The following is an 18,272-nucleotide window of genomic DNA, read 5'->3' on the forward strand; positions in this document are numbered from 1 at the left end:
CGAAGGACCGCCCCCTGCGGGACGGTCCTCACGTATTGGATGGAGCGGGACTAGCGGGCTGCAGCGGCGGAGCGCTCGGACCGCAGTGTCGCCTTGTGCTCCTCGATGCGGGCCTGCTGCAGCGGTGTCCTGCGGTTCAGGTACCAGGCAGCACCCAGCAGGATGAACCACAGCGGTGTCACGACCAGGGCCAGCCGGGTGTCCTCGGCTTGTGCCAGCGCGAAGAGCATGAACAGGAAGAAGGCCAGGACCACGTACGGCATGAAGGCCGAACCCGGCATCTTGAACGTCGAGCGCTCGTGCAGTTCGGGCCGGCGGCGCCGGAACGCCAGGTAGCTGAGCAGGATCATGGACCACACGAACATGGTCAGCACCGAGGCCACCGAGGTGACGACGGTGAAGGCGCCGATCACGGAGTCGCCCGAGTACAGCAGGATCAGGCCGGCGAGCAGGAAGATGCAGGAGAACAGCAGCGCGTTCTGCGGCACCTTGCGTGGGCTGAGCTTCCCGAAGGACGTCGGGGCGTTGCCGTCCTGCGCGAGGCCGTAGACCATGCGCGAGGTCGAGTAGATGCCCGAGTTGGCGCTGGATGCCGCCGAGGTGAGCACCACGAGGTTGACGACGACGGCGGCGACCCCGAGGCCCGCCAGGGTGAACATGCCGATGAACGGGCTGTTCGCTGCATCGATGGTCCGCCAGGGGTTGACCGCCATGATCACCGTGAGGGCTCCCACGTAGAAGAGCAGTACACGGATGGGGATGGAGTTCACGGCACGGGGCAGCGTCTTCTCGGGGTCCTTGGTCTCCGCGGCGGCGGTGCCGACCAGCTCGATACCGGCGAAGGCGAAGATGGCGATCTGGAAGCCGAGGATGAAGCCGAAGAGTCCGTGCGGGAACATGCCGCCGTCGTTCCAGATGTTCGCGAGGTCCGCGACCGAGCCGCCCGGTGAGGTGAAGCGGGTGGCGATCATGACGATGCCGGTCCCGATCAGCGCGAGGATCGCCACGACCTTGATGATCGCGAACCAGAACTCGGCCTCACCGAAGGCCTTCACGGTGGGCAGGTTCAGGAGCAGGAGCACCACGGGCGTGGCCAGTGCCGGAATCCAGAGCGGGGTGCCGGGGGCGAGGATGTCGACGTAGCCGGCGATGGCGACGATGTCGGCGACACCCGTGACCACCCAGAAGAACCAGTAGGACCAGCCGGTGAAGAAACCGGCCCACGGGCCCAGGAGGTCACCGGCGAAATCGCTGAAGGACTTGTACTCGAGGTTCGAGAGCAGGATCTCGCCCATGGCGCGCATGACGAAGAACAGCATGAAGCCGATGATCATGTACACGAAGATGACCGAGGGCCCGGCGAGGGAGATGGTCTTGCCGGAGCCCATGAAGAGGCCCGTGCCGATGGCACCACCGATGGCCAGCAGCTGGATGTGGCGGTTGCTCAGCGCCCGGGTGAGGTGGGGCGGCCGGCTGGAGTCTCCAGCGGCGTGCTGGGTGGAGGGCGGCGCCGAGGATGCGGAGTTCTGCATGGGGTGGATGTTCCTTCCGCGGCCGCGGGCATGCAGGGATGCCGCGGCGATCGCGTGGGTGGAGGACTGGGACTGACATAAAACCCTGAACCGTGCGGAACCGGGAGTCAAATTCCGGCCTCCCGCGGAGGGTCCGTCCTGCGGCCGGCCGCACGCCCGAGGGGTGCTTCGAGGCCGCGAGCGCGACGGAGGCCTCAGGCGGGTACCTTCGTCTCCTCGACGACCGGGAGGTCGCGGAGGAGCCTGCGCGGTCGGGTCGCCTGCCACGCCAGCCACGTCGCGACCGCGCCCAGGGCGAAGCCGGCGATCACGTCGACGAGGTAGTGCCACCCGAAGTAGACGGTGGCGAGGGCGGTGAGCAGGAGGTACGTCCAGAGGATCGCCCGCAGGACGACCGGCAGGCGGATCAGATGCGCCACCAGGGCCGCGGTGAAGACCACGGAGACGTGGAGTGAGGCGAAGGCCGCGATGCCGTGGACCGACTGCGTGGCGTGCGGATCGGCGAGGACGCGCACCCGGCTCCGGTACAGGGATTCCCCGAGATCCGTGACGGCCGTGCGGGGCAGGTCCGTGAAGTGGGTCCGCTCGACGAAGATCGGGCCGAGGGAGGGAATCGCGTAGTAGCTCGCCGCACCGAGGATCCAGTTGAACGACAGCGCGGCGACGTACCACGCGCCCTGCGACAGCTGCCGGGACCAGACGAGGGCCGCAGCGACGGACATCGGGACGAAGATCAGATAGGACACGTACACACTCGACAGGACATGTGCGCTGACCCCGGTCCCGAGGATCTGCTGCAGCACGTCGCCCGGGTGGTGCCCGCCCGTGAGCCACCGGTCGCTCGCCTGCAGGAGGGGATCCGCCACCCGATCGCGGACGAACGGCAGGAAGCTTTTCATGTTCCGGTACGAGACGTACGCGAGGTAGAACGTGAGCAGCCCCATGGCTGTCACCACGAGCCGTGACACGGGCCAGCGGCGATGGAACTCGATCGCCGCGACTCGATGGATGGTGCGGACGGAAGGCCGCCTCAGCAGCGTCCGTGGGGCGACGTCGGCGAGGACCATCAGCGCCAGGATCGCGGGGAGGCGGACATAGCTGGGACCCAGGAAGCCGTCCGGGTCGCGCAGGGGCAGTCCGAAGCCCACGGCCGTCCCGATGGTGAGGACGGTGAAGGAGGCCGCAACGGCGAACGGGACGCGAAAGAGCCCGGACGGGACCGACGCCGACGTCGAGGGTTTCAGCATCATCAGATAGTACTAGCTTCCCACAGCGCCGATCGTTGCGATTCTCGCTGATTGCATGATCCCGTCCGACGCGTGCGACCAGCGCGACGCCGGCTGCTCTCCAGCCCCCGGGCCTCGCCAATCCGCGGGCTCTGACGTTACGCTAAGCGTGCTTATGAATTGGGATGGGCAGTCATCCCTGTCTGTCATGTCACGGACCAACCGAAGGAGATGCCATGAGCACGAAGGTCGAAAAGCGGATTCTCGTCAACGTACCCCTCAGCGTGGCCTACAACCAGTGGACTCAGTTCGAGGAGTTCCCCCACTTCATGGGCGGCGTCAGATCCGTCACGCAGCTCGACGAGGAGCGCCTGAACTGGGTGGTGGAGATCGGCGGGATCCGCCGGCAGTGGGAAGCGAGGATCCTCGAGCAGGTGCCGGACGCCAGGGTGTCGTGGGCCGCGACCGAGGGCGCGACGAATGCCGGTTCGGTGTCGTTCGAGGACGTCGGGGGCGGGCAGACCCAGGTCCACCTGGTGCTCGAGTACGAGCCCGAGGGCCTGGTCGAGAAGATCGGCGACAAGCTCAACGTCGTGGAGAACCAGGCCGAGGGCGACCTGGAACGGTTCAAGGCGTTCATCGAGGACGAAGGCTATGCCACCGGAGCCTGGCGCGGATCGGTGGGCTCCGGCACGGTTGCCGGAGAGCCCGGTGTGGAGGCTGCCGCCGCGTCCCGTGGTGACAGCGGCAAGGCCGGGATCTCCGGCAAGGTCGCAGCCGGTATCGGCCTGGCAGCTGCCGCAGCGGCCGCCGGTGTCGCCGCCGGGAAGAAGAGCCAGGCACCGACCGGGGACACCACGCCCGATGCCACCATCACGCCCGCGGACGGCGGCGCCGCGGAGGTGTACACCGGCGCGGACGACGGCCTCTCGCCCCACGGCGCGGAGACGCTCGTTCCGGTCGACGAGGGCGTCTCCACCGAGGGGTCGGGAACAGGAGCCGGTGAGCCCGGCAGGACCGCCGACGTCCTGGACGATCCGCTCCTCGACAAGAACCGGACGACGGGCGGGGCACTCTAGGTACCCGATCGGCAGGTACCCGATCGACACCGGGCCCGGTGCCCGGTCGGACCGCTGCCGGATGCCTCCCGAAGGTGTCCGGCAGGGGTCCGGGACCTTCTCTTCCCCTCCCCGCGCGCCCGCGACATACTGGCGGCATGACCATCCTCAGCACGCAGGAGATCCTCGACGCCGGCCTCGATGACTGGCGGAAGCTGCCGCAGGCCCTGCACGCCCGGTTCCTGACCGGGGACTTCACCACCGGCCTGGCCTTCGTCTCGGGGGTCGGTGAACTGGCGGAGGCGGCCGGCCATCATCCGGACATCGCCCTGGCCTACCCCCATGTCGATCTGACACTCGTCAGCCACGACGCCTCCGGCGTGACGGGACGCGATGTCGACCTCGCCCGGCGGATCAGCGACCTGGCGGGACGGCGGGGCATCAGTGCCGATCCTGCAGCGCCCACCGTCGTCGAACTCGCCCTCGACACCGCCGACCCGGCGGCCATCGGCCCGTTCTGGGCCGCCCTGCTGACCGGCGATGCACACGCCGTGGCCGGGGACGACGTCGTCGACCCGACCGGGCGCGTGCCCCTGCTCTGGTTCCAGCACACCGGGGCGCACGAGACACCGCGGCAGCGCTTCCACCTCGACGTCTGGGTACCGCACGACGCGGCGGAAGCACGTATCGCCGCAGCGGTCGCCGCCGGGGGCACCGTGGTCGACGACGCCGCAGCGCCGTCGTTCACCGTCCTGGCCGATGCAGAGGGCAACCGGGCCTGCGTCTGCACGACGCTCGACCGCTGAACCGGCGGTCCGGGCGATGACCACGGCGGAGGACGGGACCGGCCGGGAGGCCGTGGACGTCCTCGTGGTCGGCGCGGGCCCCACCGGCCTGATGCTGGCGAACTGGCTGGTGACGCTGGGCCTCGACGTCGCGCTGCTCGACGGCAAGGACGGCCCCACGCGGGAGTCCAGGGCCCTGGGCGTCCATTCGCGGTCCATGGAGATCTACGACCAGCTCGGCGTCGTCGACCGCGTGCTCGCGGAGGCCGTCCGTGCCGCATCCCTGCGGCAGGGTTTCGAGCGCCGATCGTTCGCGCCCATCCCGCTGACAGGGCTGGGGCGCGGACTCACGCCCTACCCCGGGATGTACATCCTGGAGCAGAGCGCCAACGAGCGCATCCTCGCCGACAACCTCGGCGCGATCGGAGGGTCCGTCCGGTGGAGGCACCGGGTCTCGTCGCTGCAGCAGGTGGACGGCGGCGTCCTCGCCGTCGTCGACGGGCCCGGCGGCTCCTCGCCCCTCCGGGCGCGCTTCGCCGTCGGGTGCGACGGGGCGTCGTCGACCGTCCGCACCTCGACCGGTACGGCGTTCGAGGGCACCACCAGCAGGCAGACCTTCTACCTCGTGGATGCGCTCGGCGTCAGCGGACTCGCCCCCGCCTCCGTCAACATCCGCCAGGGTGCCGCCGAGTTCCTCCTCGCCTTCCCCATGCGGTCGCACGGCGGCAGGAACGGCCAGCGGCTCATCGGAGTCGCCGGCGACGACGCCGCCGCCATCACCGAGGCCTTCGCCCGGCGGCGGATGGCGGAGACGTTCGGGGTCACCTACGAGGACTCCCGCTGGTTCTCCACCTACCGCGTCCACCACAGGATCGCCGCGCGCTTCCGCATCGGCGCCGTGCTCCTCGCCGGCGATGCGGCCCACGTCCATTCCCCTGTCGGCGCGCAGGGCATGAACACGGGACTGCAGGACGCCCACAACCTCGCCTTCAAGCTCGACGACGTCATCTCCGGGCGCGCGCCCGCCACGCTCCTCGACCGCTACGAGACCGAGCGCCGGCCCGTGGCCGTGCGTCTCCTGAAGACCACGGACCTCGTGTTCCGCGGCGTCACGTCCCGCTCGGCAGCGGTGGGGCTCGTGCGGAGGTACGCACCGCGGATCGTCCTGCCCCTCGGCGTGGCACTCCTCCCCCGCCTGCCGGTCGGACGGCGCCTCGCGGGCTACCTCGGCCAGATCCGCATCCACTACCGGATGGACGGAGGGAACCGGCCCGGACGACGGGACGCCGTCGTGGGGCGGCGCCTGCACTGGACCGGGTCGAACTTCGATGCGCTGCGCACCGCTGCCTGGCAGCTGCATCTGTACGCGCCGGACGACACCGCGGTACGGCGGGCGCGCGCCGCCGCGGAGGACCTCGACCTGCCCCTCCACGTCTTCCCCACGGTCGGGGCGACCCCGCTCCGGCCCGGCATGCTCTACCTCGTGCGTCCGGACGGATTCGTGGCCGCGGCAGCGCGTCCGGACGACGCCGCCGGGGCCTTCGGCGCACCCGGCGGCTTTCCCCCGGCACGACCCCACGACAGGAGACGGCCATGACGGACGCCATCGACACCGGCGCACACCCCTCGGGTACCGGCTGCAAGGAATGCGGGGACTCGGGCGGCTGGTGGGTCCACCTCCGCCGCTGCGCCGCCTGCGGGCATGTGGGCTGCTGTGACAGCTCACCCGGCCGGCACGCCTCCGCGCATGCCGCCGACACCCTGCATCCGGTGGTCATGTCCTTCGAACCGGGTGAGGACTGGTTCTGGGACTACCGCGTCCAGGAGTTCGTCGAGGGCCGCCCGCTCGCCGCGCCGACCAGCCACCCCTCGGACCAGCCGGTGCCCGGACCGGCAGGGCGTGTGCCCGAGGACTGGCGGGCCCGCATGTCCTGACATCCTGCGGGAGCGGGACGCAGCCGTGGTCGACCGACGTCCCGGCGGGGGGGGGTCCTCCGCCGAAGCCCCGACGCGGGCCCGGGACGTCCGGTCAGGCGGCGCTCGCCCGGGGGAAGACACCGTCGAGGTACGCGCCGAGGAGCCGTGGGCTGAAGGGCTTGGCCATGAAGTGGTTCGACCCTGCGGCCAGGCACTGCTCCTCCGTGAGCTGTGGCGGCCGCGCGGAGATCGTGAGGATGTGGGCGTCCGACCCGACCCTGAGGTGGGCGCAGACATCGATGCCGTCCGAGTCCGGGAGGTTCAGATCGAGTGTGACGAGCTGCGGGTCGACGGTCTCCACGAGGCGCTCCCCCTCGGCGCCGGTCACGGCCTCGTGCACCGTGAAACCCCGTGAGGACAGGACGATCACGAGGAGCTGGCGGATGTCGGCGTCGTCCTCGATGACCACGGCGTTCCGCTGCTCGTCCATTCCACCACCCTGCACTGTCGTGTCGACCCGTCGATATGAAGCAACCTTACCTTCCGGTACCGAAGCATCGCCACCGGGCGGCGCTCCGGGCGCCGTAGGTATCGGTCCGGGGCCTCCGGGTGCCGGAGGTATCGGTCCGGCGGGACGACCGGACACCGGGCAGCCCGTCCCGGCTGCTCAGGAAGCGTCGTCGTCCCGTTCGACGGGTGCGTCCGGTGAGCGGCGGGACCCGGGGTGCGCCCGGTCCCCCGCAGCATGCGCCACGACGTCGTCGAGCTCGTCGAGCGTGAGGAGGTCGCGCCGGAGGTGCCGCGTGCGGTAGCCCGCCCGGCCGACCATGTGCGCGGACACCGGGCTCGTGAGCAGCTGGAACACCCAGCACAGCACGAGGAGCGGGACCAGGGCCCAGCTCCCGGAGTCGACCGCGAGCGCCAGCAGGAAGAGCAGGAGACCGAGGACCTGCGGCTTGGTGGCTGCGTGCATCCGCGAGAGCAGGTCCGGGAAGCGCACGAGGCCGATTCCCGCGGCCAGGGACATGAGGGCTCCGCCGATCAGGAGGACGGACACGACGACGTCGACCATGGCGCTACTTCCTGTCCGTGACGAACCGCGCCACCGTGACGGACCCGATGAACCCGATCAGCGAGACCGCGACGAGCAGGACCAGGTTGTCGAGATGCTGGTTCACCACCATGTTCAGCACCAACGCCGCGCCGATGATCGCGACGATGACGTCGAGGGCGAGGACCCGGTCGAGGATCGACGGACCGCGGACCGCCCGGTACACGGCCAGGACGGCCGCGACGGAGAGTATTCCGCCGACAACATATATGACCGCCGTCATCGCCGTGCCTCCTCGGACCGGAGCGCGGCGAGATCGGCCCGGCTCCCCATGATGCGGATGAGCCATGCCTCCGTCGCGAGGACCTCGGCACGCACCGCCTCCGCATGCTGTTCCGTCTCGACGTCGAGGCAGTGCAGGTAGAGCGTCGAGGTGGAGCGGTCCACCTCGAGGACGAGGGACCCGGGGATGAGCGAGATCGCGTGACCGGTCGCCGTGACGAGGAAGTCCGAGTGGCTCCGGAGCTCCACGGCCACGACCGCATTCCGGAGGGACGGCCCCTTGCTGATGGCGAGCCAGAACACCTGCACGCTCGCGAACACGAGCTGGAGGAGGAACCGGCCGATGAACGGCAGGAGCCAGAGCACGTTGAAGCGGCCCGTCAGCTCCACCGGGGGCAGGTAGAAGAAGTTGACGATCCCGTACGCGATGATCGCCCCGAAGACGAGGTTCCCGGGACCGAAGTCCTGCCAGAGCGCCCCCCAGACGAGGACGAGCCAGACGACGAGCGGGAGCTCGGTGATGAGGGGGATGCGCTGGCGGCTCATCCGTCCGCCCCCGGCCCGAGGACGGCCTCGATGTAGGGTGTGCGCTCGAGCATCTCGGAGGCCGCGTCGTCGCTGAGCGTGAACAGCGGCCCTGCCAGGAACGTGAGGGCGAGCCCGAGTGCCACGAGCCCGATCGTGGGACCGGTCATGGTGCCCGGGAGCAGCGTCACGGGGTCCTTGCCCGCGAACCGTCCCGTGTCCTCGCCCGTCACATGGCGGGAGGTACCCACGCTGGAGCCGTCGGCCTTGCTGGCGAGCAGGATCGGATCCGGGTCCTCCGCGTCGGCCGGGCTGCGCCAGAACGCCCTGTTCCAGACCCGCGCCATGACCAGGAGCGTCAGCAGGCTGGTGAGCACTCCGCCGGCCACCAGCACGTACGCCAGGGGGGTCCCGAGGGCCACTCCCGCCTGGATGAGTCCGAGCTTGCCGAGGAAACCGGAGAACGGCGGGATGCCGGCGAGGTTCATGGCCGGGAGGAAGAAGAGGATCCCGAGGAGCGGTGACAGCTTCGCCAGCCCGCCGAGCCGGTCCATGTTGGCCGTCCCGCCCCGGCGCTCGATCAGGCCCGTGACGAGGAAGAGGCTCGTCTGCACCGTGATGTGGTGCGCCACGTAGTAGACCGCCGCTCCGAGGCCCACCCGCGTCGAGATGGCGAGCCCGAAGACCATGTACCCGATATGGCTGACGAGCGTGAAGGACAGGAGCCTCTTGATCTCCGCCTGGGCCAGCGCTCCGAGGATCCCCACCACCATGGTCAGCAGCGCGACCACCATCAGGAGGGAGTTGATGCGGTCGCCCGGGAAGAGCAGGGTCTCGACGCGGACCATGGCATAGACGCCCACCTTGGTCAGCAGGCCGGCGAACACGGCGGTCACGGGTGCCGGCGCGGTGGGGTAGGAGTCCGGGAGCCAGAAGGAGAGCGGGAAGACCGCGGCCTTGATGCCGAACGCCACGAGCAGCATGAGGTGGAGCACCATCTGCGTCGCCGGGTCCACGGCCTCCAGTTTCACGGCGAGGTCCGCCATGGTGATCGTGCCGGTCGCCCCGTAGATCATCGCGATGGCGATCAGGAAGAGCATCGATGACACCACGCTGACGACGACGTACGTCACCCCGGCGCGGATGCGCGGCGCCGTGCCGCCCAGGGTCATCAGGACGTAACTCGCGGTGAGGAGGATCTCGAACCCCACGTACAGGTTGAAGAGGTCACCGGTGAGGAACGCGTTGGACACCCCGGCCACGAGGATCAGGTAGGTGGGGTGGAAGATCGACACCGGTCCGTCCTCGTCGCCGTCGGACATCCCCTGGCCCGTGGCGTAGATGAGCACCGAGAGACTGACGGCGGACGACACCACGAGCATCAGGGCGGAGAACTGGTCCACCACGAGCACGATGCCGAAGGGTGGCTCCCACCCGCCGAGCCTCACCGCATGCGTCCCCTCCGAGGGCGCGGCGAGGAGCATCACGACCTCGATGAACAGGGTGACGCTGAGCGTCGTGATGCTCACGGCCCGCTGACCGCGGGAGTGACGGATGAGGATGAAGGTGACCGCCGCTCCGAGGAACGGCAGGACGACGGCGAGGGGCGCGAGGTCGGCGGCGATCATCGGCGGACCCCGGCCGTCGGCCCGTCGGGCCCGGGCCCGCCGTCGGGCACGGTCGCGGAGCCCTCGTCGTCGGAGAATTCGGAAGTATCGGCAGCGATGTCGGCGTCGTCCTCGTAGTCGTAGCTGTCCTGGTCCGCGACGCGGCGATCCTCGGGATCGTCCTGGACGCTGTCCTCGCGACCCAGCACCCACGAGCGGTAGATGATGCCCAGCATGAAGGCCGTCACGGCGAAGGTGATGACGATCGCCGTCAGGATCAGCGCCTGCGGCAGGCTGTCCGTATACCCCTCGGCCGGTGTCCCCGCGACGTAGAGCGGGGACTTCCCGCCGCCTCCGCTCATCGCGAGGATCAGGATGTTGGCCCCGTTGCCCATCAGGATCAGGCCCAGGAGCACGCGGGTCAGGCTCCGTTCGAGCAGCAGGTAGATCCCGGCGGCGAAGAAGGCGGCCATCAGCACGATCAGGGTGATGTTGACGGTCATGGCTGTGCTCCTTCCACGGCGGGCGGGACGAGGGCATCGGAGCCGGGGTGTTCCTCGACCGGGCCCTCGGTCTCGCTGCGCTCGTCGATCTCCGACCCGAGGCTGCGCAGGACGTCGAGGACGAGACCGACGACGATGATGTAGACGCCGATGTCGAAGACGGTCGAGGTCACGAACTTCACGTCGCCGAAGACCGGCAGCCAGAACTCCAGGATGTAGCTCTCGAGGACCGCTCCGCCGAACAGGAGCGGGGCGGCGGCCGTCAGCGAGACGATCGCGAGCCCCACGCCGAGCAACGCGCCGGCGCTGACCGGGCTGGCCTCCGCGAGTTCGAACCGTCCACCGGCGAGGTAGCGGACCGCGAGCGCGATCCCTGCCATGAGCCCGCCGGCGAACCCGCCGCCCGGGAGGTTGTGGCCGGCGACCAGGAGGTAGATCGACAGGAGGATGATCGTGTGGAAGAGCAGGCGCGTGATGACCTCGAAGATGATCGACCGCCGCTCGGGCGCGAGGGTCCTGCCCGCGACGAGCCAGGGGTCCCGCGGAACATCGGCGAAGCGGGCCGCGAGCAGGCGGGCGGCGGACTCCCGGCCCCCGGCGTTCAGCGGCTCCTGGCCCCGGTCGACCGATCCGTCCTCGACGTCATCGGCGCGTCGCCTCCGGTCACCGCGTCCGCGGATGAAGATCAGGCTCGCGATGCCGGTGGCGGCGATCGCGAGCACGGTGATCTCGCCGAGCGTGTCCCAGGCGCGGATGTCGACGAGCAGGACGTTGACGGCGTTCGCCCCGCCGCCCTCGCCGTACGCCAGTTCCGGGTAGGCGAGGGAGATGGGCGCGGCGTTCCGGGAGGCCATGGCCGACATCGCGATGACGGCCATGATGCCGCCGAACGCGATGCCGAGACCCGCCCGGAGCAGGCGATGGCGGCTTCCGCTGCTGTTCCACAGGCGGGCCGGCAGCGAACGCAGCGCGAGGACGAATGCGACCAGGACGATCGTCTCGACGAGCATCTGGGTGAGGGCGAGGTCGGGTGCGCCGTGCAGGGCGTAGATGACCGCCATGCCGTATCCGGTGATGCCGACCATCAGGACGGCCATGAACCGCTTGTCGGAACGCAGCGCCGCCAGGATCCCTCCGAGGATGACGACCGCCGCGACGACCTGGGCCGGCGATTCGGCGATCCGGAAGTCCGAGGGCAGCGGGGCATCGAACAGGATCAGTGCCGCGAGCGGTGTGGCGACGGCGGTGGCCAGGATCACGAAGAGGTAGAAGGAGAGCGAGCCGCGCTGGGTGCGCCCCGTGATCCAGACGGCGACGTCGTCCAGGACGCCGATCAGGGAGCGGTAGAGCACCTCCGCTTCCCGCACGGCCGGCAGGCGGCCCTGCAGCCGCTCGAAGGGCCGCCGCAGCAGGTAGAGCGCGACGCCGGCACCGATGGTCACCATCGAGAGCAGCAGCGGGAGGTTGAACCCGTGCCACAGGGCCAGGTGCGGGGTGGCGGCCCCGTCCGGGAACAGCCGGGCGTACGGCTGGATCGCGGCATCCAGGGGTGCCGGCCACAGCCCGAACAGCACCGAGGCGACGGCGAGCAGGGCCGGCGCGAGCAGGAAGGAGATCCGGACGCGCTTGAACGGCGTCTGCGGCTCGCCGTGCTTCAGCGCGAAGGCACCCCACACGAACCGCGCGCTGTACGCGAAGGTGAGGATCGAACCGAGGACGATCCCGCCCAGCAGGAGCGTCCCGGCCGGACCGTCCTCGGCGCGGTGCGCGAAGGCCTCGAGGACGGACTCCTTGGCTACGAACCCGAGCAGGGGCGGAACGCCCGCCATCGATCCGGCCGCCACCAGCGCGACCGCGAAGAGCGCCGGTGACGTGGCGCCGACCCCGGACAGCACCCGGAGGTCGCGCGTCCCGGACTGGTGGTCGATGATCCCGACCACCAGGAAGAGCGTCGCCTTGAAGAAGCCGTGGGCCAGCAGCAGCCCGAGGCCGGCCACCGCGCCATCGGGTCCGCCGAGCCCGACCACCATGGTCAGGAAACCGAGCTGGCTCACGGTCCCGTAGGCCAGGACGAGCTTGAGGTCGAACTGGCGCAGCGCGCGCCACCCGCCGAGCAGCATCGTGGCCATCCCGAGGACGAAGATCACGGGATACCAGAAGGCGGTCTCGCCGAACCCCGGGGCGAAGCGCGCGACGAGGAAGACCCCGGCCTTCACCATGGCCGCTGCATGGAGGTACGCACTCACGGGCGTGGGCGCGGCCATCGCTCCCGGCAGCCAGAAATGGAACGGGACGAGCGCGGACTTGGTGATGGCGCCGACGAGGACCAGCGCGATCGCGATGTCGACCAGCGCCCCCCGCCCCGCGAGCGCCTGGGCCCCGGCGAGGATCTCGGAGATCCGGTAGGTGCCCGCCGCCTCCCCGAGCATCACCAGGCCCACCAGCATCGCCAGTCCGCCGAAGGTCGTGACGATGAGCGCCTGCAGCGCCGAACGCCTGGCCGACAGTCGCTGGCGCGCATAGCCGATGAGCAGGTAGGACAGGATGGTCGTCAGTTCCCAGAAGATGAACATGAGGATCAGGTCATCGGCGGTGACCAGCCCGAACATGGACGCGGCGAAGGCCAGCAACTGTGCGCCGAAGGCACCGACGTCCGGGTCGTCACTCTTGAAGTAGCGCGCGCAGTAGAAGAGGACCAGTGCTCCGACGCCGAGGATCAGGATGCACAGGACGGCGGCGAGCGCATCGAGCCGGAAGGCGAGCTCGAGCTGCAGGCTGGGGATCCACGGGATCACCACGGACGGCGGCGCACCGGGCCGGCCGTTCGGCGCACCCTGGTCCGCCGCGAGGACCTGCGGCAGCTGGACCAGAAGCCAGGCGAAGCCGGCAGCAGGGGCGGCGGCGAGGATGAAGAAGGCCGACCGGCCGAGCCGCGAGAAGAGGAAGGGCGCTCCGAGTGCCAGCGCGAACATCGCTAGCAGCACGGGGATCATGGGAGTCTCGATCTTCCACTGGGGGTCGGTCGGGCTTTCCCCAGTCTATCGAACGAATGGGCGCGGCCTTCCACAGATACCGGCCGGTCCGGCTCGCCGCGCGCCTTCGACGGGTGCGGGCGTGACCAGGATCATACGGCGCTAGCATTCACCGTATGAGTACCCATCAGCAGGTTCCGCCCCCCGCGGAGGCCCCTGCTCCCCTTCCGGCCGTGGGCTCAGGCCGCATCTTCAGCAAGCCCGTCCTCGCCTGGGCGTCGTGGGACTGGGGCTCGGCGGCCTTCAACGCCGTCATGACCACGTTCGTCTTCACGGTGTACCTCACGTCGGACGCCTTCGGCGGTGAGGAACGGGCCTCACAGGTGCTCGGCTGGGGCCTCGCGGTCGCCGGCCTGCTGATCGCCCTCCTGGCTCCGGTCACCGGGCAGCGCTCGGACAGCGGGGGGCGCCGCAAGCTGTGGCTCGGCGTGAACACCCTGATCGTGGCCGTGCTGACCGCGCTGTGCTTCTTCGTGTTCCCGAGCCCCGGGATGCTGGTCCTCGGCGTCGCGCTCATCGCCGCCGCCCACATCTTCTTCGAGTTCGCGGGCGTCAACTACAACGCGATGCTGACCCAGATCTCGACCCCGTCGACGATCGGCCGGGTCAGCGGTTTCGGGTGGGCCATGGGCTACGTGGGCGGCATCGTGGCACTCGTGGTGGTCCTCGTGGTGTTCATCCAGCCGGTCGTCGACTGGGCGGGTGCCTCGAGCGAGGACGGCCTGAACATCCGGCTGGTCGCCGTCTTCTCGGCCCTGTGGTTCGCCGCGTTCGCCCTGCCCGTGATGTTCGCCGTGCCGGAGGTCCCCCGCCGGGCCCGGGCCGCCCAGCTGGGGTTCCTCGCCTCCTACGGTCTGCTGGTGCGGCGCGTGAAGGCCATCTACCGGGAAAGCCCCCACACCATCTTCTTCCTGCTCGCCAGTGCCATCTTCCGGGACGGCCTCGCCGCGGTCTTCACCTTCGGCGGGATCCTGGCGGCCGGTGCGTTCGGGTTCTCCGCGAGCATGGTGATCGTCTTCGCCATCGCCGCCAACGTCATCGCCGCGGCGGGCGCCGTGATCGGCGGCTTCCTCGACGACCGCATCGGCCCGAAGCGTGTGATCATCGGCGCCCTGGTGGGCCTGCTGGTGGCCGGGACGGCGATCCTCCTGCTCGGGACCGAGACGCATTCCTTCTTCGGCATGGACTGGACCTCCGACACGACCTTCTGGGTCTTCGGGCTGCTGCTGACCCTGTTCGTCGGACCGGCGCAGGCGTCGTCGCGGGCCTACCTCGCGCGGCTGGCGCCGGTCGGCGACGAGGGCGAACTGTTCGGCCTCTACGCCACGACGGGCCGTGCGGTGAGCTTCCTCGCCCCGACGCTGTTCGCCCTGTGCATCGGGGTGTTCGGCTCGCAGCTGTACGGCGTGATCGGGATCCTCGTGGTCCTGCTCGCGGGACTCCTCGTCCTGCTGCCCGTCCGGCCGCCGGCCCGGGTGGTGCGTGCCGTCGTGCCCGAGGCGTGAGGGCTCAGATGCCCGTGCGGTGGAAGTTGAGGTGGCTGCGCGACGCCGTCGGGCCCCGCTGTCCCTGGTAGCGGTTGCCGTACTCCCCCGACCCGTAGGGGTGCTCGGCGGGCGAGGTCAGCTTGAAGAAGCACAGCTGGCCGATCTTCGAACCGGGCCACAGCTTGATGGGCAGGGTCGCCATGTTGGAGAGCTCCAGGGTCACGTGCCCGGAGAAGCCGGGATCGATGAAGCCCGCCGTCGAGTGCGTGAGGAGCCCGAGCCGACCCAGCGACGACTTGCCCTCGAGCCGCGCCGCGATGTCGTCGGGAAGCGTGACGGTCTCATAGGTGGACCCGAGCACGAACTCCCCCGGGTGGAGGATGAACGGCTCGTCGGGTCCGACCTCGACCAGGCGCGTGAGGTCCGGCTGGTCCTCGGCTGGATCGATGTGGGCGTACTTGTGGTTGTCGAAGAGCCGGAAGTAGCGGTCGATGCGGACATCGACGCTGGAGGGCTGCACCATCGCGGGATCGAAGGGTTCGAGGACGATCCTCTGGGCGGACAGTTCTGCTCGGATGTCGCGGTCGGAGATCAGCACCGTCCAAAACTACCAGCACCGATCCGCGCCCTTCAGCGGCCGATCTCGGTGCGGACGGCGAAGAGCTCGGGAAAGAAAGTCAGCTCGAGCGCCCGCTGGAGGAACCCGACGCCGGACGACCCCCCGGTGCCGGGCTTGAATCCGATCGTCCGCGCGACGGTCTTCAGGTGGCGGAAGCGCCACAGCTGGAAGTTGTCCTCGAGATCCACGAGCTCCTCGCAGGCCTCGTAGATGTCCCAGTGGCCCGCGGCGTCCTCGTACACCTCCTTGTAGACGGCGACGAGCGCGGGATGGAACTCGTGCGCCACCCGGACGTCCCGCCCGAGCAGGTCTGCCGGGATCGCATACCCGCGCCGTGCCAGGAGCGCGATGAACTCGTCGTACACGCTGCTCCGGTCCAGGAGGTCCGAGAGGAGGGCCTCGGCCGCGGGGTCCGCCGCGAACACCTGGAGCATGGCCTCGTTCTTGTTGCCGAGCAGGAACTCGACGGCGCGGTACTGGTAAGACTGGAAGCCGCTCGAGGACCCCAGGTCGCCGCGGAACTCCGCGTACTCGGACGGCGTGAGGGTCGCCAGCACCGACCACTGCTCCGTCAGGGAGCGCTGGATGTGCTTGATGCGTGCGATCCCCTTCATCGCCGCCCTCAGGTCGTCCCTCTGCAGCTTCAGGCGCACGGCCGTGAGTTCGTGCAGCACGAGCTTGAGCCACAGCTCGGAGGTCTGGTGCTGGATGATGAACAGCATCTCGTCGTGGTGTTCGGGCGAGCTCACGGGATGCTGCGCGTCGAGCAGCCGGTCCAGCTCCAGGTACGACCCGTAGCTCATCTTGTCCGAGAAATCCCGCTCGATGCCCTGCTCCAGGCTGCGCGTGTTCCGCTCTGCACTCATGGCGCAAGCCTACGTGCCGAGGATTGTCGGCCTGCGGGTCTAGGTTGGGTCCAACCCGAAGGAGGCCCCATGCAGCGAATGCACTGCAGCATCGTCCCACCACACCTTCTCACGCGCCTCGCCGCCCTTCAGGATCCACGGCTCACCGTCGCCGCCCGGGCGGCGCGGCACGCCCTGCTGGAGCTCGACCCCGTCCTGCAGGTCCGCTCGGAAGCCCTCAGCGCCCCCGTGCGGAGGGCCGCCGTGGTGGGGACCCTGACCCGGCGCATCTCCGACGCGGGCGGCCGCGAAGAGCTCCCCGGGAACCTCGTGCGGGCCGAGGGCGCACCCGCCACGGGCGACGTCGCCGCGGACGAGGCCTACGACGGCCTCGGCTCCACCTACCGGCTGTTCAGCGAGGAGTACGGGCGGTCCTCGATCGACGGCGCCGGCAGGCCGCTCGAGGCCACGGTGCACTACGGCACCGGCTACGACAACGCGTTCTGGGACGGCGGGCGCATGGTGTTCGGCGACGGCGACGGCGAGATCTTCGGGCGTTTCACGGCCTCCCTGACCGTCATCAGCCACGAACTGACCCACGGCTTCACGCAGTACTCGACCAACCTGGAGTACCAGGGCCAGTCGGGCGCTCTCAACGAGTCGCTATCGGACGTGTTCGGTGTCCTCGTGGAGCAGCGGGAACTGCGGCAGGACGCGGCCGACGCGTCCTGGCTCGTGGGAGCCGGCATCTTCACCGCCCAGGTGCAGGGGGAAGCGCTCCGCTCACTGCGGGCACCGGGCACCGCGTACGACGACGACGTCCTCGGCAAGGACCCGCAGCCCGCCACCATGGCGGACTACGTGGAGACGACGTCGGACAACGGCGGCGTGCACATCAACTCCGGGATCCCCAACCACGCCTTCTACCTCGCGGCGACCGCCCTCGGCGGACGGGCCTGGGAGGGCGCCGGACGCATCTGGTACGACGCCGTCCTCGGGGGCACCATCCCACCGGACTGCGACTTCCCGGCCTTCGCGCGTGCCACCGTCGGCGCCGCGGAGAAGCGTTTCGGCGCCGGCAGTCCCGAGGCCAGAGCGGTCACCGGCGCCTGGTCCCAGGTCGGCGTGCTGCCGTGAGGATCGAGATCACCCGCTCGGGCGGCTTCGCTGGGCTCACCCGCACCTGGAGCATCGAGGTGAGCCGCACCGAGGCCGAGGAACGCTGGCTGCCGCTCGCGGAGGCGGAAGCGGGTGCGGCCGGCCCGGAGGGCGGTACCCGCGCCGGGGGACCTCCTGCCGGGGATGCCGCGCAGGCGGCCGGGTCCGCGCCGGGCGCCCAGCGCGACCGCTTCACCTATCGGATCGCCATCGGCTACACGGAGGTGTACGTGCCGGAGAGCCGGCTCGAGGAGCCCTGGCGGGAACTGATCGAGCGGGCCCGGGCTGAGGCGCGCGCCGCTCCCGCGGCCGCAACTACGGACGGGGCACCGGTCACGGCCGGAGAGCGTGAGGGGTCCCGGGCCGGCCGGGCAGCGTCCGGGGCGGCTGACGGAGCCGACGCAGCGGGTCCGGACGGGGGTCCCGAGCACGCAGGCGACGCCGGTCCCGGGAAGCCGCAAGAACTGTTGTAAGGTGATGGAGCGGTTCCAACCGTGCGGGCGTAGCTCAATGGTAGAGCGCTAGCTTCCCAAGCTCGATACGCGGGTTCGATTCCCGTCGCCCGCTCTCGACCCCCGGCGGGGTCCGTCCCCGGGGCTCCGGGTGTGCCCAAGGACACCTTCCGCCGCTCCGCGGCATGCGCCC

At 70.0% G+C, this 18,272-nt stretch carries 18 protein-coding genes and 1 tRNA gene; 8 read left to right on the plus strand and 11 right to left on the minus strand.

The genetic code is table 11. The features are described from left to right. Positions 1 to 50: 50 nt before the first annotated feature. Both AC0Z9V_RS08445 and AC0Z9V_RS08450 read right to left on the minus strand, forming a co-directional pair. Entirely contained in the window at positions 51 to 1,532 is a 1,482-nt protein-coding gene (locus tag AC0Z9V_RS08445) for an amino acid permease (RefSeq protein ID WP_459268014.1), read from the minus strand. Between the two features lie 194 nt (positions 1,533 to 1,726). Continuing rightward, on the minus strand, positions 1,727 to 2,782 hold the full coding sequence (locus AC0Z9V_RS08450; RefSeq protein ID WP_459268013.1) for a phosphatase PAP2 family protein: 1,056 nt from the start codon (positions 2,780 to 2,782) through the stop codon (positions 1,727 to 1,729). Between the two features lie 212 nt (positions 2,783 to 2,994). Between AC0Z9V_RS08450 and AC0Z9V_RS08455 the strand changes: the two genes are divergently transcribed. The 4 genes from AC0Z9V_RS08455 to AC0Z9V_RS08470 all read left to right on the plus strand — a co-directional run bounded on the left by AC0Z9V_RS08455 (position 2,995) and on the right by AC0Z9V_RS08470 (position 6,536). Further along, entirely contained in the window at positions 2,995 to 3,837 is an 843-nt protein-coding gene (locus tag AC0Z9V_RS08455; protein WP_459268012.1) for an SRPBCC family protein, read from the plus strand. Positions 3,838 to 3,974: 137 nt separating this feature from the next. Next, the gene (locus tag AC0Z9V_RS08460; protein WP_459268011.1) at positions 3,975 to 4,622 is read left to right on the plus strand and encodes a 4a-hydroxytetrahydrobiopterin dehydratase; all 648 of its coding nucleotides are present in this window, start codon (positions 3,975 to 3,977) and stop codon (positions 4,620 to 4,622) included. A 16-nt stretch (positions 4,623 to 4,638) separates the two neighbouring features. Beyond that, positions 4,639 to 6,198: an FAD-dependent monooxygenase gene (locus tag AC0Z9V_RS08465; RefSeq protein WP_459268010.1), complete on the plus strand. Its 1,560-nt coding sequence runs from the start codon at positions 4,639 to 4,641 to the stop codon at positions 6,196 to 6,198. Further along, the gene (locus AC0Z9V_RS08470; protein ID WP_459268009.1) at positions 6,195 to 6,536 is read left to right on the plus strand and encodes a UBP-type zinc finger domain-containing protein; all 342 of its coding nucleotides are present in this window, start codon (positions 6,195 to 6,197) and stop codon (positions 6,534 to 6,536) included. Before AC0Z9V_RS08465 ends, AC0Z9V_RS08470 begins: the two co-directional genes overlap by 4 nt. A gap of 94 nt (positions 6,537 to 6,630) precedes the next feature. Here AC0Z9V_RS08470 and AC0Z9V_RS08475 read toward each other — a convergent pair whose 3' ends face one another. The 7 genes from AC0Z9V_RS08475 to AC0Z9V_RS08505 all read right to left on the minus strand — a co-directional run bounded on the left by AC0Z9V_RS08475 (position 6,631) and on the right by AC0Z9V_RS08505 (position 13,479). Beyond that, positions 6,631 to 7,008 (minus strand): response regulator transcription factor, encoded by a 378-nt coding sequence (locus tag AC0Z9V_RS08475; protein ID WP_133081321.1) that lies wholly within the window; start codon positions 7,006 to 7,008, stop codon positions 6,631 to 6,633. Positions 7,009 to 7,185: 177 nt separating this feature from the next. Next, on the minus strand, positions 7,186 to 7,590 hold the full coding sequence (gene mnhG, locus AC0Z9V_RS08480) for a monovalent cation/H(+) antiporter subunit G (RefSeq protein ID WP_459268008.1): 405 nt from the start codon (positions 7,588 to 7,590) through the stop codon (positions 7,186 to 7,188). 4 nt (positions 7,591 to 7,594) lie between these two features. Then, positions 7,595 to 7,852 carry an MrpF/PhaF family protein gene (locus tag AC0Z9V_RS08485; protein ID WP_133081323.1) on the minus strand — a complete coding sequence of 86 codons (258 nt, stop codon included), beginning with the start codon at positions 7,850 to 7,852 and terminating at the stop codon, positions 7,595 to 7,597. Then, complete coding sequence (locus AC0Z9V_RS08490) at positions 7,849 to 8,397, minus strand: Na+/H+ antiporter subunit E (RefSeq protein ID WP_485141228.1); 549 nt, start codon at positions 8,395 to 8,397, stop codon at positions 7,849 to 7,851. Before AC0Z9V_RS08490 ends, AC0Z9V_RS08485 begins: the two co-directional genes overlap by 4 nt. Further along, positions 8,394 to 10,004, minus strand: coding sequence for a Na+/H+ antiporter subunit D (locus AC0Z9V_RS08495; RefSeq protein ID WP_133081325.1), 1,611 nt, complete (start codon positions 10,002 to 10,004; stop codon positions 8,394 to 8,396). The genes AC0Z9V_RS08490 and AC0Z9V_RS08495 overlap by 4 nt, the downstream gene beginning before the upstream one ends. Next, entirely contained in the window at positions 10,001 to 10,486 is a 486-nt protein-coding gene (locus AC0Z9V_RS08500; RefSeq protein WP_459268005.1) for a Na(+)/H(+) antiporter subunit C, read from the minus strand. Before AC0Z9V_RS08500 ends, AC0Z9V_RS08495 begins: the two co-directional genes overlap by 4 nt. Continuing rightward, positions 10,483 to 13,479: a Na+/H+ antiporter subunit A gene (locus AC0Z9V_RS08505; protein WP_485141229.1), complete on the minus strand. Its 2,997-nt coding sequence runs from the start codon at positions 13,477 to 13,479 to the stop codon at positions 10,483 to 10,485. Before AC0Z9V_RS08505 ends, AC0Z9V_RS08500 begins: the two co-directional genes overlap by 4 nt. A 155-nt stretch (positions 13,480 to 13,634) precedes the next feature. Here AC0Z9V_RS08505 and AC0Z9V_RS08510 point away from each other — a divergent pair, with 155 nt between their 5' ends. Further along, the gene (locus AC0Z9V_RS08510; protein WP_208739329.1) at positions 13,635 to 15,023 is read left to right on the plus strand and encodes an MFS transporter; all 1,389 of its coding nucleotides are present in this window, start codon (positions 13,635 to 13,637) and stop codon (positions 15,021 to 15,023) included. Between the two features lie 4 nt (positions 15,024 to 15,027). On the opposite strand, the gene dcd is transcribed toward AC0Z9V_RS08510, so the two are convergent. Both dcd and AC0Z9V_RS08520 read right to left on the minus strand, forming a co-directional pair. Then, positions 15,028 to 15,603: a dCTP deaminase gene (dcd, locus tag AC0Z9V_RS08515; protein ID WP_459268003.1), complete on the minus strand. Its 576-nt coding sequence runs from the start codon at positions 15,601 to 15,603 to the stop codon at positions 15,028 to 15,030. A 32-nt stretch (positions 15,604 to 15,635) separates the two neighbouring features. Continuing rightward, the gene (locus tag AC0Z9V_RS08520; RefSeq protein WP_459268002.1) at positions 15,636 to 16,490 is read right to left on the minus strand and encodes a tryptophan 2,3-dioxygenase; all 855 of its coding nucleotides are present in this window, start codon (positions 16,488 to 16,490) and stop codon (positions 15,636 to 15,638) included. A gap of 69 nt (positions 16,491 to 16,559) precedes the next feature. Between AC0Z9V_RS08520 and AC0Z9V_RS08525 the strand changes: the two genes are divergently transcribed. The 3 genes from AC0Z9V_RS08525 to AC0Z9V_RS08535 all read left to right on the plus strand — a co-directional run bounded on the left by AC0Z9V_RS08525 (position 16,560) and on the right by AC0Z9V_RS08535 (position 18,194). Then, positions 16,560 to 17,606 carry a M4 family metallopeptidase gene (locus tag AC0Z9V_RS08525; protein WP_485141230.1) on the plus strand — a complete coding sequence of 349 codons (1,047 nt, stop codon included), beginning with the start codon at positions 16,560 to 16,562 and terminating at the stop codon, positions 17,604 to 17,606. Next, positions 17,603 to 18,100 carry a protealysin inhibitor emfourin gene (locus AC0Z9V_RS08530; protein WP_459268000.1) on the plus strand — a complete coding sequence of 166 codons (498 nt, stop codon included), beginning with the start codon at positions 17,603 to 17,605 and terminating at the stop codon, positions 18,098 to 18,100. The genes AC0Z9V_RS08525 and AC0Z9V_RS08530 overlap by 4 nt, the downstream gene beginning before the upstream one ends. A gap of 23 nt (positions 18,101 to 18,123) precedes the next feature. Next, a tRNA-Gly gene (locus AC0Z9V_RS08535) sits at positions 18,124 to 18,194 on the plus strand. Positions 18,195 to 18,272: the final 78 nt, after the last annotated feature.

The organism is Arthrobacter sp. UYP4, assembly GCF_057291175.1.

Coding starts and splice junctions, on each gene's coding strand:
- AC0Z9V_RS08445 (WP_459268014.1), bottom strand. CDS start 1,532: ATGCAGAACTCCGCATCCTCGGCGCCGCCCTCCACCCAGCACGCCGCT.
- AC0Z9V_RS08450 (WP_459268013.1), bottom strand. CDS start 2,782: ATGATGCTGAAACCCTCGACGTCGGCGTCGGTCCCGTCCGGGCTCTTT.
- AC0Z9V_RS08455 (WP_459268012.1), top strand. CDS start 2,995: ATGAGCACGAAGGTCGAAAAGCGGATTCTCGTCAACGTACCCCTCAGC.
- AC0Z9V_RS08460 (WP_459268011.1), top strand. CDS start 3,975: ATGACCATCCTCAGCACGCAGGAGATCCTCGACGCCGGCCTCGATGAC.
- AC0Z9V_RS08465 (WP_459268010.1), top strand. CDS start 4,639: ATGACCACGGCGGAGGACGGGACCGGCCGGGAGGCCGTGGACGTCCTC.
- AC0Z9V_RS08470 (WP_459268009.1), top strand. CDS start 6,195: ATGACGGACGCCATCGACACCGGCGCACACCCCTCGGGTACCGGCTGC.
- AC0Z9V_RS08475 (WP_133081321.1), bottom strand. CDS start 7,008: ATGGACGAGCAGCGGAACGCCGTGGTCATCGAGGACGACGCCGACATC.
- mnhG (WP_459268008.1), bottom strand. CDS start 7,590: ATGGTCGACGTCGTCGTGTCCGTCCTCCTGATCGGCGGAGCCCTCATG.
- AC0Z9V_RS08485 (WP_133081323.1), bottom strand. CDS start 7,852: ATGACGGCGGTCATATATGTTGTCGGCGGAATACTCTCCGTCGCGGCC.
- AC0Z9V_RS08490 (WP_485141228.1), bottom strand. CDS start 8,397: ATGAGCCGCCAGCGCATCCCCCTCATCACCGAGCTCCCGCTCGTCGTC.
- AC0Z9V_RS08495 (WP_133081325.1), bottom strand. CDS start 10,004: ATGATCGCCGCCGACCTCGCGCCCCTCGCCGTCGTCCTGCCGTTCCTC.
- AC0Z9V_RS08500 (WP_459268005.1), bottom strand. CDS start 10,486: ATGACCGTCAACATCACCCTGATCGTGCTGATGGCCGCCTTCTTCGCC.
- AC0Z9V_RS08505 (WP_485141229.1), bottom strand. CDS start 13,479: ATGATCCCCGTGCTGCTAGCGATGTTCGCGCTGGCACTCGGAGCGCCC.
- AC0Z9V_RS08510 (WP_208739329.1), top strand. CDS start 13,635: ATGAGTACCCATCAGCAGGTTCCGCCCCCCGCGGAGGCCCCTGCTCCC.
- AC0Z9V_RS08520 (WP_459268002.1), bottom strand. CDS start 16,490: ATGAGTGCAGAGCGGAACACGCGCAGCCTGGAGCAGGGCATCGAGCGG.
- AC0Z9V_RS08525 (WP_485141230.1), top strand. CDS start 16,560: ATGCAGCGAATGCACTGCAGCATCGTCCCACCACACCTTCTCACGCGC.